Below are 26870 nucleotides of genomic sequence, written 5' to 3'. Positions count from 1 at the left end.
GCGAATGGCGCTACGACAAATCCCAGTCACCGCCTGGATCGGGCTGATCCTGACCGGCGCTTTCGCGTTCTGCGCCATCTTCGCGCCCTGGGTCGCGCCGCATGGCAATGGCGAGATCGTCGGCGACGTTTGGGAGCCGATGTCGGCGGCGCACTGGCTGGGGACCGACAATCTCGGCCGCGATCTTATCTCGCGCATGATCTACGGTGCGCGCATCACCATGGAGATCGCGGTGGCGGCGACGGCGCTGTCCTTCTCGCTGGGCTCGATCCTCGGTTTCACGGCGGCTGTCTTCGGCGGCTGGTTCGACACGCTGCTGTCACGTTTCGTCGACCTTCTGATGTCGATCCCGACGCTGATCTTCGGCCTCGTCGTCTTGTCGGTGCTGCCGACGAACACGCTGACACTGATCCTGGTCATGGGCATTTTGGATTCCACCCGCGTCTATCGCCTGTCGCGCGCCGTCGCCGTCGACATCAACGTCATGGACTTCGTCGAGGCGGCGAAGCTGCGCGGCGAAGGGAAAGCCTGGATCATCTTCCGCGAGATCCTGCCCAACGCGCTGTCGCCGCTGGTGGCGGAGCTCGGCGTGCGCTTCATCTTCGCGGTGCTCTTCCTGTCGGCGCTCTCCTTCCTCGGCCTTGGCGTGCAGCCGCCGGATTCGGATTGGGGCGGCATGGTCAAGGAGAACAAGGACGGCATTGTGTTCGGCATTCCGGCGGCGCTGATCCCGGCGGCCGCGATCGCGGTGTTGGCGATCTCCGTGAACCTCGTCGCCGACTGGGTGCTCAACCGCACGACGAGCCTGAAGGGAGGGCGCGGCTGATGGTCGACACCAAGGCAAATTCAGGCAAGCTCCTCGATATTCGCAATCTGCGCATCGAGGCGATGGTCTATCCCCCGGGCGAAGCGCCGAAGACGATCACGCTCGTCCACGACGTTTCGCTGACGCTTGAAAAGGGCAAGGTGCTCGGTCTCATCGGCGAATCCGGCGCGGGCAAATCGACCATCGGCCTGTCGTCCATGGCGTACGGCCGCGGCGGCGTGCGCATCACCGGCGGCGAGGTCATCCTCAACGGCCGCGACATCCTGAAAGCCGGACCGAAAGGCGTTCGGGCGCTGCGCGGACGCGAGGTGTGCTATGTCGCGCAGTCGGCGGCGGCCGCCTTCAATCCGGCGCACAAGCTGATCGACCAAGTGGTCGAGGCCGCCATGCTGCACGGCACCGCGACCCGCGCCGAGGCCGAGAAACGCGCCGTCGCACTGTTCAAGAAGCTCAGCCTGCCCAATCCCGAAACGATCGGCGAGCGCTACCCGCACCAGGTCTCCGGCGGCCAGCTGCAGCGCGTGATGACGGCGATGGCGCTCTGCTCGGAGCCCGACCTGATCGTCTTCGACGAGCCGACCACGGCGCTCGACGTGACGACGCAGATCGACGTGCTGGCGGCGATCAAGGACGCCATCCGCGACACGCATGTGGCGGCCCTCTACATCACGCATGACCTTGCCGTCGTGGCCCAGGTCTCGGACGAGATCATGGTCCTGCGCCACGGCCGGCTGGTCGAATGGGGCGGCACGCGGCAGATCATCAAGGAGCCGCGCCAGGAATACACCAACGCGCTGGTTTCGGTGCATGAGATCGAGCACAAGGAACAGCAGCCCGGCACAACGCCCTTCCTGTCGGTGAAGAATGTGACCGCCGCCTATGGCGGTGGGCATGTGAAGGTGTTGAAGAATGTCTCCGTCGACATCTATCCGGCACAGACGCTGGCCGTCGTCGGCGAGAGCGGCTCCGGCAAGTCGACGCTGGCGCGCGCCATCACCGGCCTGTTGCCGCCCGCGGAAGGCACCGTCACCTTCGACGGCAGACCGCTCGCCAACAGGCTAGCCGACCGGCCCAAGGAGGATCTGCGGCAGCTACAGATGATCTACCAGATGGCCGACGTGGCGATGAACCCGCGCCAGACGGTGGGCACCATCATAGGCCGGCCGCTGGAATTCTATTTCGGCATGAGGGGACGCGAGCGCGACAAGCGTGTCGCCGAGCTGCTCGATGAGATCGAGATGGGCAAGGGTTTCGTCGACCGCTATCCGGCCGAGCTGTCCGGCGGCCAGAAGCAGCGCGTCTGCATCGCCCGTTCACTCGCGGCGAAGCCGAAGCTGATCATCTGCGACGAGGTGACGTCGGCGCTCGACCCGCTGGTCGCCCACGGCATCCTCAAGCTGCTCTTGGACCTGCAGCAGCATGAAAAGGTCGCCTATTTGTTCATCACCCACGATCTGGCGACGGTTAAGTCGATCGCCGATTCGATCGCGGTCATGTATCGCGGCGAGGTGGTGCGCTACGGCTCCAAGAGCAAGGTGCTGACGCCGCCTTTCGACGCTTATACGGACCTGCTGCTCTCCTCCGTGCCGGAAATGGAAATCGGCTGGTTGGAGAAGGCGATCAAAGGGCGGCGCATGGAAAGCGCCGGCAATTAGCCTGCGAAAAAGTCCGCTCCCAACGCGGCCGCTGTCATGCGGCTGCAATGCGGAAAGGGAAAGATCGGCTGCGCGCAGGTAGAGCTCGCAGCCAAATCAACTACGAAAAAAGGGGGCAGGACATGCAGACGGAACTCGACCATCTCACCGCACTCGCCGGCAAGGGCAGGATCTCGCGGCGCGATTTCCTCGGCCGCGCGGCGGCACTCGGCGTCTCGGCGGCGCTGGCCACGACGCTTGCCGGCAAGGCTTTCGCCGCGAGCCCTGTAAAGGGCGGCATCATCAGGGCCGGCCTGCAGGGCGGTGAATCGACCAACAGCCTCGACCCGGCGCTGAATCTCAGCCAGGTGACCTACAATTTCTGCAAACAGTGGGGCGAATTCCTTGTCCGGCTGACGCCCGACGGCGGTGTCGAGAACCTGATCGCCGAGGAGATCGGCGCCTCGGCCGACGCCAAGACCTGGACGATGAAGATCCGCGGCGGCATCGAATTCCACAACGGCAAGACGGTGACGGCGGAAGATGTCGTCGCGACGCTCGAGCGCCACGCCGACGAGAAGTCGAAATCCGGCGCGCTCGGCGTTCTGAAGAACATCAAGACCATCAAGGCGAGCGGCAAGGAGGTGGTGGTGACGCTCGGCGACGCCGATGCCGACTTCCCCTATCTGATGGCCGACTACCACCTCGTCATCCAGCCGAGTGGCGGCAAGGATAACCCTAATGCCGGCATCAGCGCCGGCCCGTACAAGGTCGTCGTCAACCAGCCCGGCGTAAAGCATGGCGGCGAGCGCTTCGCCAATTACTGGCGCAGCGACAAGGCCGGCCATGCCGACCGGATCGAGATCGTCGTCATCAACGACCCTACGGCCAGGCTTGCGGCGCTGCAGGGCGGCCAGGTGCATCTCATCAACCGCGTCGAGCCCAAGGTGGTCGATCTGGTGAAGCGCATGCCGGGCGTCAGGATCGAGAACGTTGCGGGGCGCGGCTACTACCCGTTCAACATGTTCTGCGACACCGCGCCCTTCGACAACAACGACCTCAGGATGGCGCTGAAGCTCGCCATGGACCGCGAGGAGATGCTGGACAAGATCCTGCGCGGCTATGGCTCGGTCGGCAACGACTTCCCGATCAACGAAGCCTATCCGCTGTTTTCCGCCGACATTGAGCAGCGCAAGTTCGACCCGGAAAAGGCGGCTGCCGCCTACAAGAAGTCGGGCCATAGCGGCTCGATCCTGCTCCGCACCTCGGATGTCGCCTTCCCCGGCGCGGTCGACGCCGCCCAGCTCTACCAGCAGAGCTGTGCCAAGGCGGGCATCAAAATAGAGATCAAGCGCGAGCCCGGCGACGGTTATTGGTCGGAAGTCTGGAACAAGCAGCCCTTCTCGCTCTCCTACTGGGGCGGGCGGCCGACCCAGGGGCAGATGTATTCCACCGGCTATCTGTCGACCGCCGACTGGAACGACACGCGCTTCAAGCGGCCCGAATTCGACAAGATGCTCTACACGGCGCGCGCCGAGCTGGATCAGGCCAAGCGCAAGGCGATCTACCGCGACATGGCGATGCTGATGCGCGACGAAGGCGGCCTGATCGTGCCGTTCTTCAACCAGTTCGTCGACGCCGCCAACACCAAGAAGGTCAGCGGCTGGGTGAAGAACCCCAATGGCGAGATGATGGACGGCTACGCGCTCTGCGAGTGCTGGCTGAACGCCTGATATCAAGCTATCCAAAGGAGCGCCGCGTGTCCGCGCGACACGCGGCGCTTTCGTTTCGAAGAACAGTCACAGGAACGTTTCGTGGCGCTCAAATCCAAACTGCTACTGATCATCCTCGACGGCGTGCCCTACCGGAACTGGCGCCGGCTGATGGGCAATCTCGAAGGCTGGGCTCAGTCGGGCGAGGCGCAGGTATGGAAGATGCGCTCGGTGCTGCCGTCGACGTCGGCCTGCTGCTACGCCTCGATTCACACCGGGGTGACGCCGCAGGTGCACGGCATCCTTTCCAACGAGAACCGCTTCCGCGTCACGCAACCGGATATCTTCTCGGAAGTGAGCAAGGTCGGCGGCAAGACGGGCGCGGTGACCCATTCCTACTGGTCGGAATTCTTCCGCTCGTATCCGTTCGACCTTGTCGAGGACATGGAGTTCGACGATCCAAGCGGACCGATCACGCATGGCCGCTTCCACACCATGACCGGCTACAATCTCAAGAACCAGATGACGCCGAGCGACGTCGACCTGTTCGCGACACTGACCATGCTGACCAAACGCCACCGCATCGACTACGGCATCCTGCACACCTGCACGCTGGACTCGATGGGCCATCGTTTCGGCCATGACTGCCATGAGATGGACCATGCCTGCTACGCCATGGACGGAATGCTCGCAGCCTTCCTGCCGCAATGGCGCCAAGCCGGCTATGAAGTGATCGTGACGGCCGACCATGGCCAGACCGACCGGGGCCACCATGGCGGCCATGACGACGCGATGCAGGATTTCGCGCTGTATTATTTCGGTCCTGCGAAGGGCCCCCAGGCCGACACGCTGCTCGATCAGCTGCAGCTCGCGCCGACGGTGCTGAGCCGGCTTGGCGTTGCGATACCCGAGACGATGAAGGCGAGGGTGTTTTTGGTTTAGCTTTCCCCAGGGGGAGAAGGGGAAATCCTGCCTACTGGCAACGCCCCCTTTCTTCGGTTAGCCTCCGAAAAATCCTTGGCGGAGGGTGAACCTTTTTGGACCGATCAGCGACAGAGCCACGAGGAGCCAGGCGGCTCGACCGGCCATGAATGCGGCGACGGAAACCGATCGCGCGCTTGTAGACCGGGTCGCGAAGGGCGACCGGGCCGCCGTTCGGCTCCTGTTCATGCGTCACCACGCGCGGATCTACCGCTTCGTGGCGCGCCAGACGGGATCGGAAATGATGGCCGACGATATCGCGAACGAGGTTTTTCTCGAGCTTTGGAAACAGGCGCCCAGCTTTGAGGGCCGATCCGAAGTTTCGACGTGGCTGCTCGGCATCGCCCGCTTCAAGGCGCTGTCTTCGCTGCGCAAGAAGAAGGAAGATTGGATCGACGACGACGACGCGGCGCAGGTTCCCGACGGCGCCGACACGCCGGAAATCGTCACCATGAAGGAGGACAAGGCCGCCGCCTTGCGCCGCTTCGTCGATGCCTTGGCTGAGGAACACCGCACGGTGATCGATCTTGCCTATTACCACGGCCAGTCGGTGACCGAGATCGGCGAGGTGCTCGGCATTCCGGTCGCGACCGTCAAGACCAGGATGTTCTACGCCCGCAAGAAACTCGGCGAAGCGTTGAAGGCCGCTGGTTACGACAGGGGGTGGCCATGAGTGCCGCTGAAAAGATGTCGCGCCGCGACGAGATGGAGACGCTGCTGCCGTTCTATCTGAACGGCTCGCTGGAAGGCGCCGAGCTGGAGGCCGTCGAGGAATGGCTGGCGACCGATCCGGCGGCGCTTGCCGCCCTTGGCGAGGCAGAGGCCGAGTTCTCCGGCACCGCCGCCGCCAACGAAGCGATCCGCCCACCCGCCGATGCGCTGAGCCGTTTTACCAGGGCGCTCGACGCCGAGGCTGGCCCCGTGCGCGCACCCGGCCAATCCTGGCTGGCGAAACTCTTCGGCCGGGTGACGGCAATGCCCGCCGGCGTTGCCTGGGCCGCGGCCGCGGCACTGCTTGCGCTGGTCATCGTGCAGTCCTTCGAACGGCCGGGGGGCAAGGGCAACGACTTCGAGGTGGCCGGCGCCGAGGACGATCTGGCGAAGCTGCCTTTCGCGCTGGTCAAGTTCAAGCCGGATGCCAAGATGGCCGATGTCGCCGCCTTCCTCGGCCAGAACGGGCTGAAGATCGCCGGCGGCCCGACCGCGGACGGCGTGTTCCACCTGACGATCCCGGCCAGCACAGCGGCCGATTACGACAGGCTCGTCGGCCTTGTTGCGGCCCAGCCATTCGCGGATGCTGTGATCCAGGGAAGGAAACCGGCCGATGGCGGCTAACGCAATTCCAGGAAAAATACGCCGTGGTTTTCCGTCCGGACTTGCGTCGGGACCAAGGATCATTCTTCACACGGTAATCCTCGCGGCCACATTTGCCGCCGCGCCCGCGTTCGCGCAGACCAATGATCCCAACCTGACGCAAAAACAGCTCGATTGCCTGAACCGCACGACGGCGGCGGGCGGCGGCTGCAGCGACAATGGCGCAGCGAATGGTGGCCGAACGCCAGGCGCAGGGACCGCCACGGGCGGCGCGGTGTTCCTGCCGGCGCTGATCGTCGATCTGTTCCCGAACCCGCCGGCGAGTGCGGCTCCGCAAACGCCCGCGCCTTCCAACGGATCATCGTCGTCGAACGGTTCCAGCAGCACCCCGCCGCCCGCTCCGGCGCCGAGCGGTCCGGTCACGGTGCCGCAAGGCCTCAATCTGGCCGAACCGCCGCGCGCCATCGCCGGCGCGTTCGTGCCCGACGAGGTGCTGGTGACGGTCGCCGGCGACCCCGGCGTGGTGCAGCAGATCGCCAATTCCTTCGGCCTGCAGGTGCGTTCGCAGCGCCAGTCGCGGCTGCTCGGCACCACTTTGGTGCGCTTCGGCATCACCGACGGGCGACCTGTCGGCGTGGTGCTGGCGCAGCTCGCCGCCGACGGCCGCACACAGCGACGCGAACCGAACCACATCTACACGCTGCAGCAGGCGGCCGGCATCGTGAACTATGCTTTCGACCGCATCGCGCTCGATTCGAAAGAAGCGACCGGCGAGAATGTGCGGGTCGCCGTTATCGATACGGGTATCGACGACAGCAATCCGGCGCTCGCCGGCGTCATTGCCGACCAATATGACGCCATGCCCAACGTGCCGATCGAGAAGCGCGATCACGGCACCTCGGTCGACGGGCTGATCGCCGGCATCGGACCGCTGGAAGGCATGGCGCCGGGCGCTAAAATCTATCACGCGCGCGCCTTCGAAGGCGGCAAGTCGACCATGGACGTCATCCTCTCGGCGCTCGACTGGGCGGCCGAGCAGAATGTGCGCATCATCAATATGAGCTTCGTCGGCCCGAAGAACGACCTGCTCGGCACCGCCTGCCGCAATGCGCGGGCGATGGGCATGGTGCTGGTGGCCGCCGCCGGCAACAACGGCCCGAAAGCGCCCTATGGCTATCCTGCCGCTTTCGACGGCGTGATCGCGGTGACCGCCACCGACGCCAAGGACGGGCTGATGCCGCAGGCCAATCGCGGCGCCTATGTCTTCATCTCGGCGCCGGGCGTCGAGATGGTGGCGCCGAGCGGGGCCGGCTCGGACGTGGTGACCGGCACGTCCTTCGCCGCCGCGATCGTCTCCGGCGCCATCGCCAACCTGATCCACGCCGCGCCGGACCGCACGGCTGACGAGATCGAGAAGGCGCTTGCCGCAACGGCCAAGGATCTTGGGCCCAAGGGGCGGGACAATGACTTCGGCTATGGGCTGCTGGACATCAAGGCGGCTGGAGCGGCGAAGGAGTGAGTCTCGTGCAGTCGGCTATCCTACCTGCGGGATGGCGGCGGCCAATTGCCAACTTAAAGCGCCGGCCCCAGCCGGACAGGGCTTCCATCATGGAAACGCGACATCCGGAAGCGGCTGAGATCGTGCCCGATGTCATTTCCCTGGATAAGGTCGGAGACGACGCGGCCTATGCCAGGCCCGATGCCGAAGCCATGGCCGCACATTCCCGTTGCGACGAAAAGACCGCCGATTGCCCGCACCTTGTCCACCACGGGGACGACGTCGGGCATGGCGTCGATCATACCGCCCCAGCCCGCCTTCAGGCGAACCGTCTCGAACCGGGGGAAAAGCTGTTTGAAATTGCGCTCGATCAACCGAAGCTTTGCCGGCTCAGGAGCCGGGTCGAGCACCCGCATTCTCTCGAAAGGACTCTCTGAATCCGGCGCCCAATTGCGCGGCGTCGACCAGCCATCGGGGTAGCCCGACGGGGCGAACGGGAAATAGCGCGTTCCGAACGGATTGTCCCTGAGGGCGGGAAGATATTGAGTGAAGTGACGGAACGCGTCAGGCCCCAAATAAAGCAAGTGGCTGCCGCCCGCGGCGAGCGTGTATCCGCCATCCTGCCTGCGCCTGAAGGCGATGTGATCGTCGGCGGCCGCGCCTGCATAGATCTCGGGCAAGGGTTCCGTCGCGGCCACGGTGACGCGGACGCTGAGCTGGGGGATGGACACGCCGTGCCTCGCCAGGAACAGGGAAGACCACGCGCCGCCCGCGACCAGCACGGTGGAGGCCTCGATATATCCCGCCTCGGTCCACACGCCCTTGATTCTGCCGGCCGCGATGTCGAGGGTGCGCACGGCGCAATTCTCGACGATCCTGGCGCCTTTTCGCACGGCAAGCCTGGCCAGCGCCGGCACCGCCAACCAAGGCTCCGCGCGCATATCGGAGGGCGTCGTCATCGCGCCCGCGAATCTGCGCGACATGCCGGTGATGAGTTTCGCAGTCTCGTCGGCGTCCAGAAGGCGCGTGTCGAGCTCATGGATCGCGGCGATCCGCATGAATTCTTCGAACTTGGCCATGTCCTTGTCGGCGTCCGCCAGGTACGTCACGCCGGTCTGGTTCAGCCCGATGTCCTCGCCGCATTCCTCGGCCAGTTGCCGCCACAGGCGACAAGCCTCGATGACGATCGGCAGCTCATCTGCGTCTCGCCCCTGCTTCCTGATCCAGCCCCAGTTTCGCGAGGACTGCTCGGCCGCGACGCGCCCTTTTTCCAGCAGCGTCACCGGAATGTTTCGGGCCGCAAGGAAAAGGGCCGTCGTTACGCCGATGACACCGCCACCGACGATCACCACCTCCGAAGCCTTGGGCGGCGGCCCAGGGTGTTGGATTGGATCCGCTTCGGTGAACGGGAATGTCGGCAAGTGGCGCACCCGGAAGGACTGGTTGACCGTTCTGGCTTACCGGTTGTCAGCGTCCAAGATCAGGAGCAGCGGAAGGCGGACTGTTGTCCCACGACCGCAAAGGCACCCTGCAAAGCGGGTGGGCGGCGGAGCTGTGGGTCCTGACCTCTACCGGCGCCCAAGTGGCTTGTCAGGCGCATTCCGCAGGATACTGGACCCTAGATCGTGATGGCGTTCCGTTGAGTCGCCCCCACGATCTAACTCTTTGTTGGAGCATGATCTTTCTCCGAAAACCGGTTTCCACTTTTCGGGATCATGCTCTAGACGCAGCACAGCCTCCAACAGGTACTCCGTCCATCGTTACTTCTCTCGAAGGCGGACCAAACCCGTTGGAAGAGAGTTAAGAAACAACACCAGGCAAACGCAGAGAAGCACGACGTCTTTGTAGAGAAATTCTCCAGCCAGATTCCATGCAATTGGGTCGGTGGAAATGCTCCATACGACAACGCCGGGGGTCGTGAAGAAAAATGACCAAGTGATGAGAAACGTACCGACCCCGATCAAGGCGCCCAAGGCAGACAGGATAGGCACAAAAGCCCCCAACGCCAAAAGAGCAGCCGTCGCCAACTCGATACAGCCCAGAAGATAAGCCTCTCCTCTAATTCCAAAAATCTGGAGCCAAGAAACGAACGGGCTGTTTGAGATGAATAGAGCAACTCCTTGCGCTGACTGCGGTGTGAACTTCTGGATGCCGAAGGATACTAAAATTAGCACCATTACCCACCTGAGGATGGCGAGCGGCCAATAAGAGCCGAAGCCTGTCTCAGCGACGTTAAACTCTCTATGCATGCTATGTCCTTTGCCGGAAGCGATATGCCATGCCAAGGAGCCGCAGCCAGCGGTGGATTGGCAAGCTGCAGGCTCTTGAAGGGGCGTCCAGCTACTTCGTCGGCAGAGATATTTCGTTACATCATCAGACTGGAAGAACTAGGGTGCTCCGCTATAGCGGCGCCCCAGCGACGGACCCTCGCACCACCAAGTCCACCGGCCAGACCTCTCCGCGTGCCCCCTCTTCGAGCCCCGAAATCCGCGCCGCGAGCCGCTCGGCGACACGCGCGCCGGCGAGGCGGATCGAAGAGCGCGTCGTCGACAGCGGTACCGGGAAGTTTTCCGGCCGCAGCCAGGGGAAGACGTCGTCATGGGCGACCAGCGAGAGGTCGCCCGGTATGGTCAGGCCGAGATCGCGCACGGCGCGCACGACGCCCAGCGCCATGATGAGACTGGAGCAGACGATCGCCGTCGGCGGCTCGTTTTCCTCGAGCAGGCGGCGGGCGGCTCGGTAGCCGTTCTCCTCGGTCATGGTGACCGAGCGGATGTGGCGTTCGCCGAGCGTCAGCCCGCTCGCGGCAAGCGCGCGGCCCACGCCGCGCTCGCGGTGGATGGCGAAGGTTTCGCGATCGTTGCCGTTGATCAGCGCCAGGCGCTTGTGGCCGAGCTGGACCAGCAGGCGGGCCGCTTCGTGGAAAGCGCCCTCATTGTCGATGTCGAGATAGGGGTAGTCGAAGTCGAAGCCCTCGCTGCGGCCGTGGACAATGAAGGGAATGCCCAGCGTGTTGACGAGCGCCAGCCGCTTGTCGGCCGGACGCGGCGAGGAGATGTAGACGGCGTCGACCTGGCGGTTGGCGACGATGCGCCGGTAGGTCGTCTCTTCGTCGTCGGCATCGGCGGGCGAAAGCACGAGGTCGAGCTCATGCGCGCGGGCATAGTCGCCGAGGCCGGAGAGGAATTCTACGAAGTGCGGATCGATATCGACGGCAGCCCCTGTCGGCAGCACATAGCCGATCATTCCAGACTTGCCGGTGGCAAGGCGGCGCGCGCTGGGGTTCGGCCGGTAGCCGTGGCGCTTGGCGGCATCAATGACCCGGCGCCGGGTTTCCTCATTGACCTCGGGATAGCCGTTCAGCGCCCGGCTCACCGTGGTCTGCGAGAGCGACAGCATATGCGAGAGTTGCTTGAGGTTCATCGAAGGCCTCCAGCCTCAAAGCGCTTTCAACTTGAATCGATCCGATGATTGTTGGCAAGGCCGCCAAGCACGACCGGACCTTAAATGCCCATCAGCGCCGTTTGAAGCAAAATTGCTGCTGCAGCGCCAAAAAAGCATGCTGCAGTGCACCTTACCTCTCCCCTTACGCCAGATTTAAATCGATTAATGAACTCTCCCTCTTGACTTCCAAAGGATTCAATGGCGAGATCAAATTAGCCAAAGCGCTTTGGAAGTCTCTTCGAAAGGTTGCGGTTGCCCTTTCGCTGAGTCACAGTTCCGCGGGCGTCGGCGGACGAAATGGAGGTTTCGTCCTGTTTGTGACCACTGGGAGGATTTGCGATGAAGAAAATGCTTCTTTTGGGTGCGGCATTCGCGGCACTCGCCCTCAGCCTGCCGGCGCAAGCCGAACTGAAGTTCAAGCCGGGCGAGGATTCTAAATTTCATTGGTCGAACTACGACGACCTGAAGAAGGTCGATCTCAAGGGCGAGACGCTGACCATCTTCGGGCCGTGGCGCGGCGAGGACGAGACGCTTGTGCGTTCGGTTCTCGACTATTTCCAGGAAGCGACCGGCGCGGACGTGAAATATTCCTCGTCCGAGAATTATGAGCAGCAGATCGTCATCGACACCCAGGCAGGCAGCCCACCCAACATCGCCGTCCTGCCGCAGCCCGGCCTGATCCAGGACCTTGCCTCCAAGGGCGTGCTCACCCCGCTGGGCGACGACGTCGCCGCCTGGATCAAGGAGAACTACGCCGCCGGCGATTCCTGGGCCAAGCTCGGCACCTATAACGGTAAGGACGGCAAGCCCGGCTTCTACGCCTTTCCCTACAAGATCGACGTGAAGGGACTGGTCTGGTACTCGCCCGACAATTTTGACGAGGCCGGCTACAAGGTACCGAAGACCCAGGAAGAGCTTGCCGACCTCGAAAAGAAGATCATCGCCGATGGCGGAAAGCCCTGGTGCATCGGGCTCGGGTCCGGCGGCGCCACCGGCTGGCCGGCGACCGATTGGGTCGAAGATATCATGCTGAGGACCCAGCCGCCGGAGGTCTACGACAAGTGGGTCAAGAACGAGATCCCGTTCACCGACCCGGCCGTGGTCAACGCCATCGACATCTTCGGCAAGATCGCCACCGACGACAAGATGGTGGACGGCGGCGCCAAGGCGGTCGCGGCGACCGACTTCCGCGACAGTCCGAAGGGCCTCTTCACCGTGCCGCCCAAGTGCTACATGCATCATCAGGCGTCGTTCATCCCGTCCTTCTTCCCGGAGAACGTGAAGCTCGGCCAGGACGCCGACTTCTTCCCCTATCCGCCTTACGCTTCCAAGCCGGAGCTCGGCACGCCGCTCGAAGTGGCCGGAACGCTGGTGATGATCACCAAGGATTCCAAGGCCTCGCGCGAGTTCATCAAGTTCCTCGAAATGCCGCTCGCGCATGAATTGTGGATGGCGCAGAAGAGCTTCGTCACCCCGTTCAAGGCGGCCAACAAGGAGGCCTATGGCAGCGAGGCGCTGAAGAAGCAGGGCGAGATCCTGGTCGGCGCCACGACGGTGCGGTTCGACGGATCCGACCTGATGCCCGGCAAGATCGGCGCGGGTTCGTTCTGGACCGGCATGGTCGACCTGGTCGGCGGCAAGTCCGCGCAGGACGTCGCCGCCGACATCCAGAAAAGCTGGGACGGCATCAAGTAAGCATCCCGAAATCCTCCTCATCCTCCACCTGGATCCGGGCCACGGCCCGGATCCGACCGGCGGCCACGCCGGAAGCCTTCGCGTTTCGATCGTTCCGAATAACCGAAAGTCGGTGCATCCGATCGCCAGTCCCGGCTGAGCGGTCATGCGCAGCGAGAGGGACCCATGGCGGCTCAGATTTTCTCGGCCATATTCGTCATCATCATCGGCGTCGGCGGCTGTATCGCCTATTTCTGGGGCGCCAACAGATTGCTCGACCTCATCTTGCCCTCACGCGGGGTATCCGGCGCCGCCGCCATCAACAATCTGCGCCGGCAGGGATATGTGCGGCCGTGGCTGTTCGTCGGCCCGGCGCTGATGATCCTTGCCGTCTACCTGATCTATCCGGTGATCGCGACGCTGTGGCTATCCTTCTTCGACCGCGGCGGCACCAGCTTCGTCGGGCTCGCCAATTATGAGTGGGCGGCCGGCGATCACGATCTGCGCAACTCGATCCTCAACAACATATTGTGGCTTGCGGTGGTGCCGGCCGCCTGCACCTTCCTCGGCCTGGTCATCGCCGTGCTCACCGACAAGATCTGGTGGGGCACCATCGCCAAGAGCCTGATCTTCCTGCCGCTGGCGATCTCCTTCGTCGGCGCCAGCGTGATCTGGAAATTCATCTACGAGTATCGCGGCGAGGGCCAGGTGCAGATCGGCCTGCTCAACGCCATCATCCAGTATTTCGGCGGCCAGCCGCAGGTGTGGATATCACTGCCGTTCTGGAACAATTTCTTCCTGATGGTGATCCTGATCTGGATCCAGACCGGCTTCGCCATGGTAATCCTGTCGTCGGCGCTGCGCGGCATTCCCGAAGAGACGCTGGAGGCCGCGGTGATCGACGGCGCCAATCCCTTCCAGATCTTCTGGAAGATCATGGTGCCGCAGATCTGGGGCACGATCGCGGTGGTGTGGACCACAATTACCATCCTGGTGCTCAAGGTGTTCGACATCGTCCTGACCATGACCAACGGCCAGTGGAACACCCAGGTGCTCGCCAATCTGATGTTCGACTGGATGTTCCGGGGCGGCGGCGATTTCGGCCGGGGCGCCACCATCGCCATCATCATCATGATCGCGGTCATTCCGATCATGGTCTGGAACATCCGCCAGGCCAACAGAGAGACGGGAGGGCACTGAGATGGCGACCAAGACCGGAAAGTCCTTTATCGGCCGTTTCGGCGTCCATATCGCCGTGCTCGTCTTCGTGGTGATCTGGACCATCCCCACCCTCGGCATCCTCGTTTCGTCGCTGCGCGACAAGGACCAGATCGTCGCGTCGGGCTGGTGGAACTCCTTCGCCAACTCCAGCCAGAGCGAGGCTGGACGGTTGCCGGGCGCGTCGGCGCAAACCCAGAAGGATGGCAAATACGTCATCGAGGGCAACATCTTCGGCGATGGCCCCAGGCGCGAGATCAGCGCCTTCGGCGTAAAATCTTCCGCGCCGACGCAATACAAGGCGGGATCGGTCGTCGACCTCAATGACGGCGTCACCCTGCAGATGAATGCCGATGGCGGCTTCGTGCTGTCGTCACCAAAGGCCTTCGAGGGCGACCGCGGCCAACGCGTCTATTTCGCCTCCTCGGCGCCGCCGAAATTCACCACCGACAACTACAGAACCGTGCTGTTCTCGGAAGGCATAGGCCGCTCCTTCATGAACTCGCTGACGGTGACCATTCCGGCGACGGTGATCCCGATCCTGATCGCGGCCTTCGCGGCTTACGCATTGGCCTGGATGCGCTTTCCCGGCCGGGCGTTGCTGATCGCCGTCATCATCGGCCTGCTGGTGGTGCCGCTGCAGATGTCGCTGATCCCGCTGCTCAGGCTCTATAACGGCGTCGGCACCTTCTTCGGCGTGCCGTCCAAGACCTATCTCGGCATCTGGCTGGCGCATACCGGCTTCGGCCTGCCCTTCGCCATCTACCTGCTCAGAAGCTACATCGCCGGCCTGCCGCGCGAGATCATGGAATCGGCGCGCATCGACGGCGCCAGCGACTTCGAGATCTTCGTCAAGATCGTGCTGCCGCTGTCCTTCCCGGTGCTTGCCTCCTTCGCCATCTTCCAGTTCCTGTGGGTATGGAACGATCTGTTGGTGGCGATGGTTTTCCTCGGTACGGCACCCGACCAGATCGTGCTGACGGCCAAGCTCAATGCGCTGCTCGGCTCGCGCGGCGGCAATTGGGAGATCCTGACGACATCGGCCTTCATCACCATCATCGTGCCGCTGATCGTGTTCTTCTCGCTGCAGCGCTATTTCGTCCGCGGGCTGCTTGCCGGCTCGGTGAAAGGAGGTTGAAGACATGCAATCGGCTTTGAAGGCGACTTCGAGACCAGACCCCGCCCCAGACCCCGCCATCGACCGCGACTGGTGGCGGGGGGCGGTGATCTACCAGATCTATCCGCGCTCCTATCAGGACTCCAACGGCGACGGCATCGGCGACCTGAAGGGCATCGTTCAGCGGCTGCCCTACATCGCCTCGCTCGGCGTCGACGCCATCTGGATCTCGCCCTTCTTCAAATCGCCGATGAAGGATTTCGGCTACGACGTTTCGGATTATTGCGACGTCGACCCGATGTTCGGCACGCTCGCCGACTTCGACGCGCTCGTGGCGGAAGCCCATCGGCTCGGCCTCAAGGTGATGATCGACGAGGTGCTGTCGCACACCGCCGACATCCACCCCTGGTTCAAGGAAAGCCGCTCCAGCCGCACCAATGCGAAAGCCGACTGGTATGTGTGGGCCGACGCCAAGCCCGACGGCACGCCGCCCAACAACTGGCTGTCGATCTTCGGCGGCTCGGCCTGGCAGTGGGACACCAGCCGCCAGCAATATTACATGCATAATTTCCTGGCCGAGCAGCCCGACCTCAACTTCCATAACAGAGAAGTCCAGGACGCGCTGCTCGACATCACCCGCTTCTGGCTGGAGCGCGGCGTCGACGGTTTCCGGCTCGACACCATTAATTTCTACTTCCACAGCCAGGGGCTGGAGGACAATCCGCCGCTGCCGCCGGAACAGCGCAACGACCAGACGGCGCCGGCGGTCAACCCGTACAATTACCAGGACCATCTCTACGACAAGAGCCGGCCGGAGAATCTCGGCTTCCTCGAGCGCTTCCGGGCGCTTCTCGACGAATATCCGGCGCAGGCCGCCGTCGGCGAGGTGGGCGACTCCCAGCGCGGCCTCGAGGTGGTCGCCGCCTACACCGCCGACGGCAAGCGCGTGCATATGTGCTATTCCTTCGACTTCCTGGCGCCGGAGAAGATCAGCGCGGCGAAAGTGCGCGCGGTGCTGGAAGCCTTCGGCCGAGTCGCCAGCGACGGCTGGTCGTGCTGGGCCTTCTCCAACCACGACGTGATGCGGGTGGCCTCGCGCTGGGCGGCCAACGAGGCGGATCCGATCGCCTATCTGAAGGTGATCTCGGCGCTTCTGATGTCGCTGCGCGGCTCGGTCTGCATCTATCAGGGCGAAGAGCTCGGCCTTGGCGAAGCGGAGCTGAAGTTCGAGGACCTGCAGGACCCCTACGGCATTCGCTTCTGGCCGGAGTTCAAGGGCCGCGACGGCTGCCGCACGCCGATGGTGTGGGAGGCCGCGGCCAAGAATGGCGGCTTCTCGACCGCCAAGCCCTGGCTGCCGGTGCCGGGCCGGCACCTGTCGCAGGCCGTCGACGTGCAACAGGGCGACGCAAGCTCGCTGCTTGAGCACTATCGCCGCTTCCTCGCCTTCCGGCGCCAGCATCCGGCACTGGCCAAGGGCGACATCGACTTTATCGAAAGCGATGGCGACACCGTCGCCTTCACCCGCAGCGAAGGCAATGAGCGGATCGTCTGCGCCTTCAACCTCGGCAGCAAGCCCGCCGAGATCGACCTCGGCAAAGGCACGCTGCAACCCTTGCCCGGGCATGGCTTTTCGGGACAGACTGGCGGGGGGCCGGTCCGCATCGGCGGCTACGGCGCCTGGTTCGGACGCATCGACTGAACTTCTAAACAGAGATCAACGGGAGAAGAAAAACATGGCCGATGTCACGCTCAACCAGGTGAAGAAATCCTACGGCAACCTCAACATTCTTCACGGCATCGACCTCGACATCAAATCGGGCGAGTTCATCGTCTTTGTCGGGCCGTCGGGTTGCGGCAAGTCGACCTTGCTGAGGTCGATCGCCGGCCTCGAGGAGATCACCTCGGGCGAGCTGAAGATCGACGGCCAGGTGATGAACGACGTGCCGCCGTCGAAGCGGGGCATCGCCATGGTGTTCCAGTCCTATGCGCTCTATCCGCATATGACGGTCTACGACAACATGGCCTTCTCGATGAAGATCGGCAAGGAAAGCAAGGCCGAGATCGACAAGCGCGTGCGCCAGGCGGCGGAGATCCTGCAGCTGACCAAATACCTCGACCGCCTGCCCAAGGCGATGTCGGGCGGCCAGCGCCAGCGCGTCGCCATCGGCCGCGCCATCGTGCGCAACCCGAAGGTGTTCCTGTTCGACGAGCCGCTGTCGAACCTCGACGCAGCGCTGCGCGTTGCCACCCGCATCGAGATCGCCAAGCTGAAGGAGCAGATGCCGAACACGACCATGATCTACGTCACGCACGACCAGGTCGAGGCGATGACGCTGGCGGACCGCATCGTGGTGCTGAAGGAAGGACGCGTCGAGCAGGTAGGTACGCCGATGGAGCTCTACAAGCGTCCGGGCAATCTGTTCGTCGCCCAGTTCATCGGCTCGCCGGCGATGAACATATTGCCGGCAAAGATCGAGAAGGCCGGCAACCCGACGGTGGTCAGCCATGTCGGCGATCGCAAGGCGACGGTGCCGATCGCGACGCCTGCCTCGGCAAACGGCGCGGCAGTCAGCTTCGGCGTGCGGCCTGAGGATCTCGCGATCGCGACCGGCGCGGACTATCTGTTCGAAGGCAAGGTGGACTATATCGAGCAGCTCGGCGAGGTTCAGCTCGTCTATGTCGATATCGGCCGCACAGACCTGCCGCTGGTGGCCAAGCTGCCGGGCAATGTCGAGGTCAAGCGCGGCGAGACGTTGCGGCTCAACGCCAGCGCCGGCGATCTGCACATCTTCGACGCCGACGGGCATTCCTTCACGCTGCATCGCGAGGAAGCCAAGGCAGCCTGATGCGCCGACCTGAAGCCGGTGCGCAAAAGAAAACGGCGGGCCAGAGGCCCGCCGTTCGCGCGTTATGTAAGACTATTAGCGGCCGAAGAGGTTACGGTCGCTGCTCTGGGGGGCCGGCTTGTGAGCGTCGGTCGACGAGTTCAACAGCTTGTAAACCGTCGAATCGGTGTTGATCGACGACGTGCGCGTGGTGTCCACGGCGGGAGCCGCCTGATTGGCACGGACCTCACCGGTATGGCCGCTTTCCGCGGCAAAAGCAGCGCCGGAAACGGCCAGCAGGCCGGCCGTGGCGAGAACGATTTTCTTCATTTCAGTGCTCCTGAATTCCATGGTCCGACCCATGCGGCGGGCAAGCCCGCCGCCGGTCGAGGTCGGCTGTTAGTTGTTGCCGAAAAGGTTGTGGTCGGCGCCCGTCGTGGCGGGCTGCTGAGTGGCCGGCGCGGACTTGTGCACCGAAGCCGTGTAGGACGAGTCGACCTGGGCCGACGCCTGATTGGCTTCGTTGGGGTTGTAATGGTCGCTACCAGCGAAAGCGCTGCCGGAAATTGCCAGAAGGGCTGCGGCAGTGAGAACAATCTTTTTCATTTTTGCTACTCCAGTATCTTTATTTCGTCCGTCTAGCGGCGTGTCTTGGGAATGAAATCGCGTCGTTCGGACAACGGTGATTTGGGTGAGCCGACTGCCGGATTCCAATCACGAAGTTTTTCCATCTGGACCATGAATCCGCATCTTGAAGTTTTGATAAGCATGCCTATGACTTTATTTTTATTGAATTTAATCAATCATTTGTATTGATTTGATAGTTGGCTCACCAAATGTATCGGAGCACTGCCGTTCACACCGTCCTGCACGCACCGTCAACAGAAACGAACCGTTCAGTTCGATTTTAGAATCTCCTAATAGTCACTTTTCGATACTATTAACCATCCTACCCCCTTCCGAAGGGGCGATTCGGCTCGCTTCACGCCCACGTTCGGACTGAAAGTCGAAGAGGTATTCGTGCCGGAAGGGGGTCACAGCGGCTTCTCGGCGGTGCAGGAAAGTAGGAGCTTGAACCGCAAGTTGAACCCGAAATGATCGCGATGGCGCCTGCGCGCCTTGCTTGCCAAGCACGGATCGACTGTTTACAGGCGTTGTTCAGGGGTCAGGCAAGGATGTGACCGGCAGCAGCCGCCTTGCAGAGCGGGGTCAAGGAACATGGCTCTTTCCGGGGTCTATGCCGTTGCGAGCAAGGACATCGTGTTCGAATCCTTCGACGGCGAAGCCGTCGTGCTCGACCTCTCCAACGGCAAATATTTCGGCTTCTCCGATTCCGGCAGCAAGGTATGGCAGGCCCTGTCTTCGGGCGTCGGCACCGAGGCTCTGATCCTATCGGCCGAGGGCGCCGCGATGGTCGGCGCCGATGCGCTCGAGACTTTCGTTGCGCGGCTGGTCGAGCTTGGGCTGTTGGCCCCTTCCAGCGCAACGCCGCTGCCCTCTCCCGACGATTTGCCGGCGGCCCTGGCGGCGGCGAGCGAGCCACTCGACGTCAGCGTCCATGACGATCTTGCCGACCTCATCACCGTCGACCCGATCCACGAGGTCGAGGAGCCGCTAGGCTGGCCCGCCGTCAAGCAGGTGCCCTGAGCGAGCGGCCCCGGGTCGAGCCAGGCTGGAACAGGCATGCCACGCGTCACCCTCGAGACTTTGCCGGACTACGCCCGCTTCCTGCTTGCCGCCGCCGAAAGCGTGGCCGGGCGGTTCCCGACCCAACGGACCGTCCGCCTGCCCGGGCTGGACTTGACCGCGCATCTCGATGCCGGCCCGCTGGCGGATGCGATGGGCGAGACCTTCATCGAAACCAGCGGCGCTTCGCCGGGCTCTCTTCAATGCCATGTCTTCATCGGCCATCCAGGTATCGGCGGCATGCCGGCGCCGGCAAGTTGGGGCGATGCGCATTTCACCGAACACGGCTTTGCCCAGAAACTCGCCGAGGCGGGGCTGCGCGGCCATCATTTCCACGACCTGGACTTCTGGCAGGTCTACGACCCCGGGCGGCGCGTCGGCGTCCAGTTGATGCGCTCGGCCGACGCGTTTCCACCCTGGGAGCGGGGAGCGCCGCTGCGCGCCTTCCTGCACTGGGAATACGCCGCCCGCGGCATGCGCCTTGCCCATGCCGGCACGCTGGGCGTCGGCGGCAAGGGCGTGCTGCTGGCCGGCGCCGGGGGTGCGGGAAAATCCGGAACCGTCGTTGCGGGACTGCTCAACGGGCTGGACAGCGTCGGCGACGACTATGTGCTGACCGGCCTTTCCGGCGGCGTGACCGCGCGACCGCTGTTTTCCATCCTGAAGCAGGATCCGAAGGGTTTTGCCCGGCTCGGGCTGGAAAGGCGGCTGGGCACCGACCGGCCGCTGAACTGGCAAGACAAGCATGCCTTTCACATTAACGAGATCGCGCCGCGGCCGATACCTGCAACCCTGGACATCGTTGTGTTGATGGTGCCACATATCGGCGGCGGCGAGACAAGTTCGATCGTGCCGATATCGCGCAAGGATGCAATGATCGCGCTGGCGTCGTCCGGCATCGCGCAGATGCCTGGCGAGCGGGAAAGCGGCTTTCGCTTCTTCAGCGATGTCACACGCCAGCTGCCGTGCTACCGGCTTTTCCTCGGGACGCGTCCGGAGGAGATCGCCGGGACGATTGCGGATTTCCTTGCGCGGGCCCCCGATGAAGCTGAGCGTGATCATGCCGGTCCATAACCGCGAGCGCTTCGTCGTCCCGGCCCTGCGCTCGCTGCTGCGGCAGCGCGATGCCGCCGACCTCGACATCATCGTCATCGACGACGGCTCGACGGACGGATCGGCCGAGGCGGTTCGCTCCATGGCCGGCGAGAATCCTTGCATCCGCCTGTTCAGGCACGCGCATATGGGCGTTGCGGCTGCCCGCAATGCCGGGCTGCGGCAATTGCCGGCGGATGCCGGCTTAGTGTCCTTCCTCGATTCCTACGACATTTCGCTTGCCAACCGGTTCAAGACGGATCTCGCCCACTTCGAAACGCGTCCCGACCTCGATCTGACTTACTCGCTGATGTGCCTGGTCGACCGTATCGACGACGAGACGTTGGAGCCGGCCGCGGACAGCCGTATGATGACGCTTCGCGGGCTCTCCCTGAGCACCGCCCTGTTCCGCCGGGCGCTTGTCGACCGAATTGGCTGGTTCGACGAGGAGTTCGAATTATCCGAGGACACGGACTATCTGCTGCGCGTCTTCGAAACGGGTCCCCGTTACGAGCTACTGGACAGCGTCGCGATCTACTACCGGCGGCATGCGGGGAACGCCACCCGGCAAAAAGACGGCAGGTTGCGCGACTATTTGCGGGCGATCCATAAATCGATGCGACGGCGCAGGGCGAACCCTTCGCTGCGCGAAGCTCCGGGCTTTTTCGAATACAAGAGCCCACCCGACTGGCAGGTCATGTGATGGGCGCCGGGGGGCGGGACGAAACAAGACGGTCGGAGAGCCACGGATGAGGCTCTCCGTGATCATGCCGGTCCACAATCGCGAGACCTATGTCCGCGCGGCGCTTCGTTCGCTGCTGAGGCAGCGCGCCGCGGCCGATCTCGACATCATCGTGATCGATGACGGCTCGACCGACGGTTCGGCTCAAGCCGTGCGCGCCATGATGGACGAAGCACCGTGCATCCGGCTGTTCCAGCAAGAGAACATGGGCGTGACCGGGGCACGCAACAGTGGGCTCAAGCGGCTCGAGCCGGAGACCGAACTGGTGTCCTTTCTCGATTCCGACGACATCTCGCCGGCCGGGCGCTTCGCGGCGGATCTCGACTTTTTCAGGCGCGATCCCTCGCTCGAGCTCACCTATTCCAGGATGATGCTGGTCGACCGGATCGACGAGGAAACGCTGGAACCGACCCCGGACAGCAACAGCATCACCGTTCGCGGCATCCATTTGACAGCCGCGATCTTCTCGCGTCGTCTGGTCGACCGGATCGGCGGTTTCGACGAGGACTTCGTCCAGGCCGAGGATACGGACTTCCTGCTGCGCGGTTTCGAAATTGGCCCCCGCTACGTGCTTCCGGACACGCTGGCGCTTTACTACCGGCGGCACGCCGGCAACATGACAAGGCTGGAAGACGTGCAGTCGCGCGAATTCATGCGCGCGATCTATAAATCAATGAAGCGCCGCAGGGCCAATCCGTCGCTCAGGCCGATCGACGGCATATTCGAACTGAAGAAACTCGCGGACTGGCGGTTCATGTGATGAGCGGATACGGCGTCGTCATCCCGGCTTACAACGCCAGCGTAACCATCGCGGAGACGCTGCGATCGGTCGCCGCGCAGACGCTGCGGCCCGAGCTGGTCGTGGTGGTCGATGACGGTTCGACCGACGATCTCGCCGCCGCGATCGCCGGCATTGACCTGCCGCTCAGGCTTATGCGCCAGGACAATGCCGGGCCGGGCAGCGCGACCACGCGCGGCATCGCCGCGCTGTCGACGCCCTACATCGCTACGCTCGACGCCGACGACCTCTGGCTGCCCGGAAAAATCGCGGCGCAGCTTGCCCATCTGGACCGGCTTCCCGGGACATCCGGGGTCTTCACCCATATACGCAGTTTCCGCGACGACGAGCCCGATGCGATGGCGCCGAGCGCAACGCCCGGGTGGTCGCGCTCGACAATGCTGATACGCCGAGAGGCCGCGGAGACCATTGGCCCGATGGTCGACCCGCCGGGCGGCCGCGGCGAGATGATCGACTGGATCGCCCGCGCGCGGGAAAGCGGCTTTGTCCTCGACATGATGCCTGACATCCTGGCGCTGCGGCGCATCAGGCCGGGTAGCCTGTCCTACGGACGCGACGCGACGCGCGACCGCGGCTATCTGGAAGTGGCGCGCGTGGCCATGCTGCGGCGGGCGCAAAAGAAGGCCAACTCCAGCTGATGGTGAAGGTCCGTCGCATCAGCAGGCGTTTTCCCGACTATGGCTGGTCCTGGCCGACCGGGTCGCCCGACCAATTGCTCAAGGCAGCACTTCTGCCCGACGAAGAGGCAGCGCGCCTTTGCGCCACGGGCTGGCTGGACGAGAACGACATCGATCACGTCTCCTTCCGCGAACACCGGCTGCTTGCCGCGATCTCCGACAGGTTCGGACGCAAGCTTGCCGGCCACGCCGCCTATCCGCGCCTCGTCGGCCTGCAGAAGATGCTGTGGACCAAGTCGCGCATGGCCATGCGCGAGGCGGAGCCCGCCTTGAAGGCGATGGTCGATACCGGCTGCACGGTGATGCTGATCAAGGGCGCCAGCCGCATCGCGCTCGATGCCGCCGCGCAGCGCGGGCGGGTGGCGCACGACATCGACATCCTGGTGCGACCGGACGATATGCAGCCGGCCTTCGACGTGCTGCGCGAGCGCGGTTGGCAGATCGCCACCGGCGTTTCCCCGCAATATCTGCGCACAAGGCTGGCGTCGCTGCACTCGATGAATTTCTTCAAGGGCACTTACGGCGACATCGACCTGCATCAGCTTGCCTATGACGGCTCGCAGCAGAATGCCGAGGACGACCTGGCGATCTGGCGCCGCGCGGTCCCCGCCGAATTCAGCGACGTCGGCGTGGTCGTGCCCTCGCCGGCCGACCGCATTGCCCTGGCGATCGCGCATGGCGGCCTCGACGCGCATACACATAGCGACTGGCTGGTCGACTGCACCGTCGCCATCGAAGGCGGCGACGTCGACTGGACCATATTCCTCGATATCGTCGCCAGGCGCGGCCTCGCCGTCGCCGCGGCGGTAGCGCTTTCCTATCTTGCGTTGGAGATCGGCATCGCGGTGCCGGAGGCCATCCTGGCCGAGGTGGTGGATATGGCCGATCGGGGCGGCGCGGCGCGGCTGTCATCCGTTCTGCAGGCCAAGCCGCGCACCGACTTCGGCGCGCTGACCTGGCTGTCGCGCGGCTTTGCCAAGCAGCTGCGCCTGCAGCGCAAGAAAGGCCGGCTGAAGCAGACAGAGCCGGACATAGTGTGGCGCGGCAAGTCCATGGCGGCTAAGGCGGCCGGTGGGCCCGCCACCTTCGTGCTGTCGCAGCCTTTGAGTGAACCACAAGGCGATAGCGGCGAGATGATGCTCGATCTCATCGTGCGCATCGTCGTTCCACCGGTTCGGCGCCGCATCGAGATGGAAATCAATGCAGGCGACCGGCACGTGGCCCGGCTGCGCTCGATGGCGATCAGCCGCTCGGGCGGCGAGCGGGTGCTGCGCTTTCGCGGCAAGGTGAAGCTCGACCGGACGAGACGAGCCCTGGTGCTGGAGGCGCGGCCGTCTCGACAATTTCGCGTCTGGGACAACGAACAGGCCGTCGCCACCTATGGCGCGCTGCCTTTCCAGCTCGTTTCGGCAAAATTCTCTCCGACCGGCTGACATCAGCGCAACAGTCCGGGAACGGCTCAAGAGCCTGGGGTAATCAGCTTCAAGGAGGGGAAATAGGTTCGATATCGGCCGATATCGCGGGTCAGAAGTGGAAGATGGCCGACCGCAGCGTGCGCACCAATGAAGAAGTCCGGCAAAACACCAGTCTTTTGTCCTCCTGACCGGCGGTACTGTGTAAATACCTTTCCGGCAAGGAAAAGAGCGGCCCTCGGCATGGGAGCCATTTCAAGACCGGCCGCATCGAGAAAAGCGTCAAGATCCTCGATGCGGGCGTAGCGTACGGCGAGCTCGGCATAGACCGCATCGTTGATCAACAATGGTCCGTCGAGGCTCGCCGCCTCAAGCTGAGCAACCGACCAATCTGCCCAGTTTGGATCGTCAGTAACAAGGTCAAGCAGGACGTTGGTGTCGATGAGCGTCACGTTTCACCACGCGTCAGCGCCATGATCGCGTCGGTCGTAAGCCCCTCGCCTGCATGGCCGCGCAACTTGGCGAAGCGGCTCGCCGTTTGCTTTCTGTCGACACGAGCAAGCACTACGCTCCCATCGGCGGCGCGCCGGAAATCGACCCTGCTTCCCGGGACGATCCCCAACAGATCGCGGACCGGTTTTGGAATGGTGACCTGTCCTTTTGACGTAACGGTGGTGGCCATCTTCGCTCCTCAGTAATACCAATTGTAAGGAAGGTATTACCTTTTGGGTCGAATTTCAACGGGCTTCTGTCAAACTCCATAGCGCTCGGTGCGGATAATCCCCGCCGGAACGCCGGCGCCGATCAGGGCATCGGCGGCGGCCGAGACGAAGGCGTTCGAGCCGCAGACATAAGGCGAGCCTCGGTGCCTTCGGCAGGCGCTCGATGGCCTGCGCCATCATGCGGGCGTCGACGCGCCGGGAATAGTCGGACGGCCGCCTCGCCGGCTCGCGGGTCAGCGTCAGCACCAGATCGAACCCGTCGCGACGATCGTCGAGGCCGATCAGCTCGTCGCGAAAAATCACCTCGTCCCAGACCCGGGCCGAGAACACCAGCGCAACCGGCACCGCTTTGTTGCGCAGCGTGCGATGGCGCACCATCGCCATCAGCGGCACGACACCCGAGCCACCGCCGACCAGAAGGATGGGCCCGCCGTCGCTCTCCTCCCAGATGAAATGGCCGCCCAGCGGACCGCGCAGCTCGATCTCGTCGCCGACGGCAGCGACATCGTGGAAGAAGGGCGAGACCTCGCCATCGTCGAGCCGCTCGATCGCCAGTTCGACGCCGCCTGTGTCCGGCGCCGAAGCGATGGAATAGGAACGGCGTGCCTGATAGCCGTCCGGCGCCGTCAGCCGGACGTCGACATGCTGCCCGGCCAGACGGGCGAAAGGCCGCGACGGCCGGAACCAGAAACTGGTGACGCGCGGCGTGCGTCTTTCGATGCGGGTGATCGTGGCTGCCTGCCAAGGCGATTGCGGCGACGGCTCGGCGCTCATCGATCGCTGCTCACGGGTCACTGGAATAGCGCTGCTCGCGCCAGGGGTCGCCATACATGTGATAGCCGCGCAGCTCCCAGAAGCCCGGTTCGTTGCGCTCGGTGAACTGCAGCCCGTTCACCCATTTGGCCGATTTCCAGAAGTAGAGATGCGGCACCAATAGCCGCGCCGGCCCGCCATGATCCGGCGTGATCGGCTTGCCTTCATAGAGCAACGCCACCATCGCCTTGCCGGTGACGAGGTCCTTGGTCGGGACGTTGGTGGAATAGCCGTCAAAGGACAGCGCCAGCGTGTAGGCCGTCGGCGGCTCGATGCCGGCATCGGCGAGGATGTCGTCGATCATCACGCCTTGCCAGGGGGTGTTGAACTTGGTCCAGGCCGTCACGCAATGGATGTCGCGCGTCATCTTGCTTTGCGGCAGGGCGTTGAATTCGGCCCAGTTCCATTTCTTGAGCGGCTTTGGCCCCTGCTTGAGGGTGAAGGACCAGTCCTCGGTGCGCACCCGCGGCGTCGGCCCCGCCGAGAGAACCGGGAAACCCTGTTCCAGATACTGGCCAGGCGGAATGCGCGCGTCGGTGTCGGAAGGAGGACGCCGTCCGGAAAAGAAGCCGCGGGTCACCATCGAGACGCTCCTGTGCAACAGCCGCAGTGTTTTCGAAGACGTCCCAGTGGGCAACAGAAATTTCACGGGAGACCTGCCGGCGGTGCCGGCAGGTCTCG

The 26870-nt window shown here is 63.7% G+C and carries 26 protein-coding genes and 1 pseudogene; 18 read left to right on the top strand and 9 right to left on the bottom strand.

From position 1 onward, the window contains the following. Positions 1 to 4: 4 nt before the first annotated feature. The 7 genes from FJW06_RS22850 to FJW06_RS22820 all read left to right on the top strand — a co-directional run bounded on the left by FJW06_RS22850 (position 5) and on the right by FJW06_RS22820 (position 7986). A complete protein-coding gene (locus tag FJW06_RS22850; RefSeq protein WP_128259938.1) occupies positions 5 to 826 on the top strand; it encodes an ABC transporter permease in 822 nt (273 codons plus the stop codon). Then, positions 826 to 2481, top strand: a complete 1656-nt coding sequence (locus FJW06_RS22845; RefSeq protein WP_140754734.1) for an ABC transporter ATP-binding protein — start codon at positions 826 to 828, stop codon at positions 2479 to 2481. Before FJW06_RS22850 ends, FJW06_RS22845 begins: the two co-directional genes overlap by 1 nt. A 122-nt stretch (positions 2482 to 2603) precedes the next feature. Continuing rightward, complete coding sequence (locus tag FJW06_RS22840; protein ID WP_140754732.1) at positions 2604 to 4193, top strand: ABC transporter substrate-binding protein; 1590 nt, start codon at positions 2604 to 2606, stop codon at positions 4191 to 4193. 81 nt (positions 4194 to 4274) lie between these two features. Beyond that, entirely contained in the window at positions 4275 to 5114 is an 840-nt protein-coding gene (locus tag FJW06_RS22835) for an alkaline phosphatase family protein (protein ID WP_140754730.1), read from the top strand. 145 nt (positions 5115 to 5259) lie between these two features. Continuing rightward, a complete protein-coding gene (locus FJW06_RS22830) occupies positions 5260 to 5826 on the top strand; it encodes a sigma-70 family RNA polymerase sigma factor (RefSeq protein WP_140754728.1) in 567 nt (188 codons plus the stop codon). Next, entirely contained in the window at positions 5823 to 6488 is a 666-nt protein-coding gene (locus FJW06_RS22825) for an anti-sigma factor (protein ID WP_140754726.1), read from the top strand. The genes FJW06_RS22830 and FJW06_RS22825 overlap by 4 nt, the downstream gene beginning before the upstream one ends. Beyond that, entirely contained in the window at positions 6478 to 7986 is a 1509-nt protein-coding gene (locus tag FJW06_RS22820) for a S8 family serine peptidase (protein WP_246674789.1), read from the top strand. Before FJW06_RS22825 ends, FJW06_RS22820 begins: the two co-directional genes overlap by 11 nt. 53 nt (positions 7987 to 8039) lie before the next feature. On the opposite strand, the gene FJW06_RS22815 is transcribed toward FJW06_RS22820, so the two are convergent. From FJW06_RS22815 to FJW06_RS22805, 3 genes are all read right to left on the bottom strand, one after another. Then, on the bottom strand, positions 8040 to 9386 hold the full coding sequence (locus FJW06_RS22815) for an FAD-binding oxidoreductase (protein WP_140754724.1): 1347 nt from the start codon (positions 9384 to 9386) through the stop codon (positions 8040 to 8042). Positions 9387 to 9725: 339 nt separating this feature from the next. Continuing rightward, complete coding sequence (locus FJW06_RS22810) at positions 9726 to 10214, bottom strand: DUF417 family protein (protein ID WP_140754722.1); 489 nt, start codon at positions 10212 to 10214, stop codon at positions 9726 to 9728. Positions 10215 to 10365: 151 nt separating this feature from the next. Continuing rightward, the gene (locus FJW06_RS22805) at positions 10366 to 11388 is read right to left on the bottom strand and encodes a substrate-binding domain-containing protein (protein WP_140754720.1); all 1023 of its coding nucleotides are present in this window, start codon (positions 11386 to 11388) and stop codon (positions 10366 to 10368) included. 360 nt (positions 11389 to 11748) lie between these two features. On the opposite strand from FJW06_RS22805, the gene FJW06_RS22800 reads away from it, so the two are divergent. From FJW06_RS22800 to ugpC, 5 genes are all read left to right on the top strand, one after another. Beyond that, positions 11749 to 13104 carry an ABC transporter substrate-binding protein gene (locus tag FJW06_RS22800; RefSeq protein WP_140754718.1) on the top strand — a complete coding sequence of 452 codons (1356 nt, stop codon included), beginning with the start codon at positions 11749 to 11751 and terminating at the stop codon, positions 13102 to 13104. 165 nt (positions 13105 to 13269) lie between these two features. Continuing rightward, complete coding sequence (locus FJW06_RS22795) at positions 13270 to 14283, top strand: sugar ABC transporter permease (protein WP_140754716.1); 1014 nt, start codon at positions 13270 to 13272, stop codon at positions 14281 to 14283. Position 14284: 1 nt separating this feature from the next. Beyond that, positions 14285 to 15439 (top strand): carbohydrate ABC transporter permease, encoded by a 1155-nt coding sequence (locus FJW06_RS22790; RefSeq protein ID WP_140754714.1) that lies wholly within the window; start codon positions 14285 to 14287, stop codon positions 15437 to 15439. 4 nt (positions 15440 to 15443) lie between these two features. Next, positions 15444 to 17120 carry an alpha-glucosidase gene (locus FJW06_RS22785; RefSeq protein ID WP_140754712.1) on the top strand — a complete coding sequence of 559 codons (1677 nt, stop codon included), beginning with the start codon at positions 15444 to 15446 and terminating at the stop codon, positions 17118 to 17120. 34 nt (positions 17121 to 17154) lie between these two features. Continuing rightward, complete coding sequence (gene ugpC / locus FJW06_RS22780; RefSeq protein ID WP_140754710.1) at positions 17155 to 18267, top strand: sn-glycerol-3-phosphate ABC transporter ATP-binding protein UgpC; 1113 nt, start codon at positions 17155 to 17157, stop codon at positions 18265 to 18267. Positions 18268 to 18342: 75 nt separating this feature from the next. Here the strand turns inward: ugpC and FJW06_RS22775 are convergent, their stop codons facing one another. Both FJW06_RS22775 and FJW06_RS22770 read right to left on the bottom strand, forming a co-directional pair. Further along, the gene (locus FJW06_RS22775; RefSeq protein WP_140754708.1) at positions 18343 to 18576 is read right to left on the bottom strand and encodes a DUF680 domain-containing protein; all 234 of its coding nucleotides are present in this window, start codon (positions 18574 to 18576) and stop codon (positions 18343 to 18345) included. A 69-nt stretch (positions 18577 to 18645) separates the two neighbouring features. After that, on the bottom strand, positions 18646 to 18852 hold the full coding sequence (locus FJW06_RS22770) for a DUF680 domain-containing protein (RefSeq protein ID WP_140754706.1): 207 nt from the start codon (positions 18850 to 18852) through the stop codon (positions 18646 to 18648). Between the two features lie 612 nt (positions 18853 to 19464). On the opposite strand from FJW06_RS22770, the gene FJW06_RS22765 reads away from it, so the two are divergent. Genes FJW06_RS22765 through FJW06_RS22740 form a run of 6 tightly spaced genes read left to right on the top strand, consistent with a single transcriptional unit; the run spans position 19465 to position 24675 of the window. Then, the gene (locus FJW06_RS22765; protein ID WP_140754704.1) at positions 19465 to 19893 is read left to right on the top strand and encodes a PqqD family protein; all 429 of its coding nucleotides are present in this window, start codon (positions 19465 to 19467) and stop codon (positions 19891 to 19893) included. A gap of 36 nt (positions 19894 to 19929) precedes the next feature. Beyond that, entirely contained in the window at positions 19930 to 21006 is a 1077-nt protein-coding gene (locus FJW06_RS22760) for a serine kinase (RefSeq protein WP_140754702.1), read from the top strand. Further along, the gene (locus FJW06_RS22755) at positions 20975 to 21727 is read left to right on the top strand and encodes a glycosyltransferase family A protein (RefSeq protein ID WP_140754700.1); all 753 of its coding nucleotides are present in this window, start codon (positions 20975 to 20977) and stop codon (positions 21725 to 21727) included. The genes FJW06_RS22760 and FJW06_RS22755 overlap by 32 nt, the downstream gene beginning before the upstream one ends. Before the next feature lie 46 nt (positions 21728 to 21773). Further along, entirely contained in the window at positions 21774 to 22526 is a 753-nt protein-coding gene (locus FJW06_RS22750) for a glycosyltransferase family A protein (RefSeq protein WP_140754698.1), read from the top strand. Then, positions 22526 to 23203 carry a glycosyltransferase family A protein gene (locus FJW06_RS22745; protein ID WP_140754696.1) on the top strand — a complete coding sequence of 226 codons (678 nt, stop codon included), beginning with the start codon at positions 22526 to 22528 and terminating at the stop codon, positions 23201 to 23203. Before FJW06_RS22750 ends, FJW06_RS22745 begins: the two co-directional genes overlap by 1 nt. Further along, positions 23203 to 24675 carry a nucleotidyltransferase family protein gene (locus tag FJW06_RS22740; protein ID WP_140754694.1) on the top strand — a complete coding sequence of 491 codons (1473 nt, stop codon included), beginning with the start codon at positions 23203 to 23205 and terminating at the stop codon, positions 24673 to 24675. Before FJW06_RS22745 ends, FJW06_RS22740 begins: the two co-directional genes overlap by 1 nt. Positions 24676 to 24701: 26 nt before the next feature. Here FJW06_RS22740 and FJW06_RS22735 read toward each other — a convergent pair whose 3' ends face one another. From FJW06_RS22735 to FJW06_RS22720, 4 genes and pseudogenes are all read right to left on the bottom strand, one after another. Next, a complete protein-coding gene (locus FJW06_RS22735; RefSeq protein ID WP_140754692.1) occupies positions 24702 to 25106 on the bottom strand; it encodes a type II toxin-antitoxin system VapC family toxin in 405 nt (134 codons plus the stop codon). Continuing rightward, positions 25103 to 25336: an AbrB/MazE/SpoVT family DNA-binding domain-containing protein gene (locus FJW06_RS22730; RefSeq protein ID WP_140754691.1), complete on the bottom strand. Its 234-nt coding sequence runs from the start codon at positions 25334 to 25336 to the stop codon at positions 25103 to 25105. The genes FJW06_RS22735 and FJW06_RS22730 overlap by 4 nt, the downstream gene beginning before the upstream one ends. A gap of 69 nt (positions 25337 to 25405) precedes the next feature. Then, positions 25406 to 26150 (bottom strand): annotated as a pseudogene (locus FJW06_RS22725) (ferredoxin reductase). Positions 26151 to 26160: 10 nt separating this feature from the next. Next, positions 26161 to 26772, bottom strand: coding sequence for a sulfite oxidase-like oxidoreductase (locus FJW06_RS22720; protein WP_140754689.1), 612 nt, complete (start codon positions 26770 to 26772; stop codon positions 26161 to 26163). Positions 26773 to 26870 lie beyond the last annotated feature (98 nt).

Source organism: Mesorhizobium sp. B4-1-3, from assembly GCF_006439355.1.
Lineage (GTDB): Bacteria > Pseudomonadota > Alphaproteobacteria > Rhizobiales > Rhizobiaceae > Mesorhizobium.
Note: the sequence above shows the minus strand (reverse complement) of the source record. Positions and strands in the feature narration are given on the sequence as shown.

Bases quoted from the DNA above. Each gene is read 5' to 3' on its own strand.
- FJW06_RS22850 (WP_128259938.1), top strand. From the start codon at position 5: ATGGCGCTACGACAAATCCCAGTCACCGCCTGGATCGGGCTGATCCTG.
- FJW06_RS22845 (WP_140754734.1), top strand. From the start codon at position 826: ATGGTCGACACCAAGGCAAATTCAGGCAAGCTCCTCGATATTCGCAAT.
- FJW06_RS22840 (WP_140754732.1), top strand. From the start codon at position 2,604: ATGCAGACGGAACTCGACCATCTCACCGCACTCGCCGGCAAGGGCAGG.
- FJW06_RS22830 (WP_140754728.1), top strand. From the start codon at position 5,260: ATGAATGCGGCGACGGAAACCGATCGCGCGCTTGTAGACCGGGTCGCG.
- FJW06_RS22825 (WP_140754726.1), top strand. From the start codon at position 5,823: ATGAGTGCCGCTGAAAAGATGTCGCGCCGCGACGAGATGGAGACGCTG.
- FJW06_RS22820 (WP_246674789.1), top strand. From the start codon at position 6,478: ATGGCGGCTAACGCAATTCCAGGAAAAATACGCCGTGGTTTTCCGTCC.
- FJW06_RS22810 (WP_140754722.1), bottom strand. From the start codon at position 10,214: ATGCATAGAGAGTTTAACGTCGCTGAGACAGGCTTCGGCTCTTATTGG.
- FJW06_RS22805 (WP_140754720.1), bottom strand. From the start codon at position 11,388: ATGAACCTCAAGCAACTCTCGCATATGCTGTCGCTCTCGCAGACCACG.
- FJW06_RS22800 (WP_140754718.1), top strand. From the start codon at position 11,749: ATGAAGAAAATGCTTCTTTTGGGTGCGGCATTCGCGGCACTCGCCCTC.
- FJW06_RS22795 (WP_140754716.1), top strand. From the start codon at position 13,270: ATGGCGGCTCAGATTTTCTCGGCCATATTCGTCATCATCATCGGCGTC.
- FJW06_RS22790 (WP_140754714.1), top strand. From the start codon at position 14,285: ATGGCGACCAAGACCGGAAAGTCCTTTATCGGCCGTTTCGGCGTCCAT.
- FJW06_RS22785 (WP_140754712.1), top strand. From the start codon at position 15,444: ATGCAATCGGCTTTGAAGGCGACTTCGAGACCAGACCCCGCCCCAGAC.
- ugpC (WP_140754710.1), top strand. From the start codon at position 17,155: ATGGCCGATGTCACGCTCAACCAGGTGAAGAAATCCTACGGCAACCTC.
- FJW06_RS22775 (WP_140754708.1), bottom strand. From the start codon at position 18,576: ATGAAGAAAATCGTTCTCGCCACGGCCGGCCTGCTGGCCGTTTCCGGC.
- FJW06_RS22770 (WP_140754706.1), bottom strand. From the start codon at position 18,852: ATGAAAAAGATTGTTCTCACTGCCGCAGCCCTTCTGGCAATTTCCGGC.
- FJW06_RS22765 (WP_140754704.1), top strand. From the start codon at position 19,465: ATGGCTCTTTCCGGGGTCTATGCCGTTGCGAGCAAGGACATCGTGTTC.
- FJW06_RS22760 (WP_140754702.1), top strand. From the start codon at position 19,930: ATGCCACGCGTCACCCTCGAGACTTTGCCGGACTACGCCCGCTTCCTG.
- FJW06_RS22755 (WP_140754700.1), top strand. From the start codon at position 20,975: ATGAAGCTGAGCGTGATCATGCCGGTCCATAACCGCGAGCGCTTCGTC.
- FJW06_RS22750 (WP_140754698.1), top strand. From the start codon at position 21,774: ATGAGGCTCTCCGTGATCATGCCGGTCCACAATCGCGAGACCTATGTC.
- FJW06_RS22745 (WP_140754696.1), top strand. From the start codon at position 22,526: ATGAGCGGATACGGCGTCGTCATCCCGGCTTACAACGCCAGCGTAACC.
- FJW06_RS22740 (WP_140754694.1), top strand. From the start codon at position 23,203: ATGGTGAAGGTCCGTCGCATCAGCAGGCGTTTTCCCGACTATGGCTGG.
- FJW06_RS22730 (WP_140754691.1), bottom strand. From the start codon at position 25,336: ATGGCCACCACCGTTACGTCAAAAGGACAGGTCACCATTCCAAAACCG.
- FJW06_RS22720 (WP_140754689.1), bottom strand. From the start codon at position 26,772: ATGGTGACCCGCGGCTTCTTTTCCGGACGGCGTCCTCCTTCCGACACC.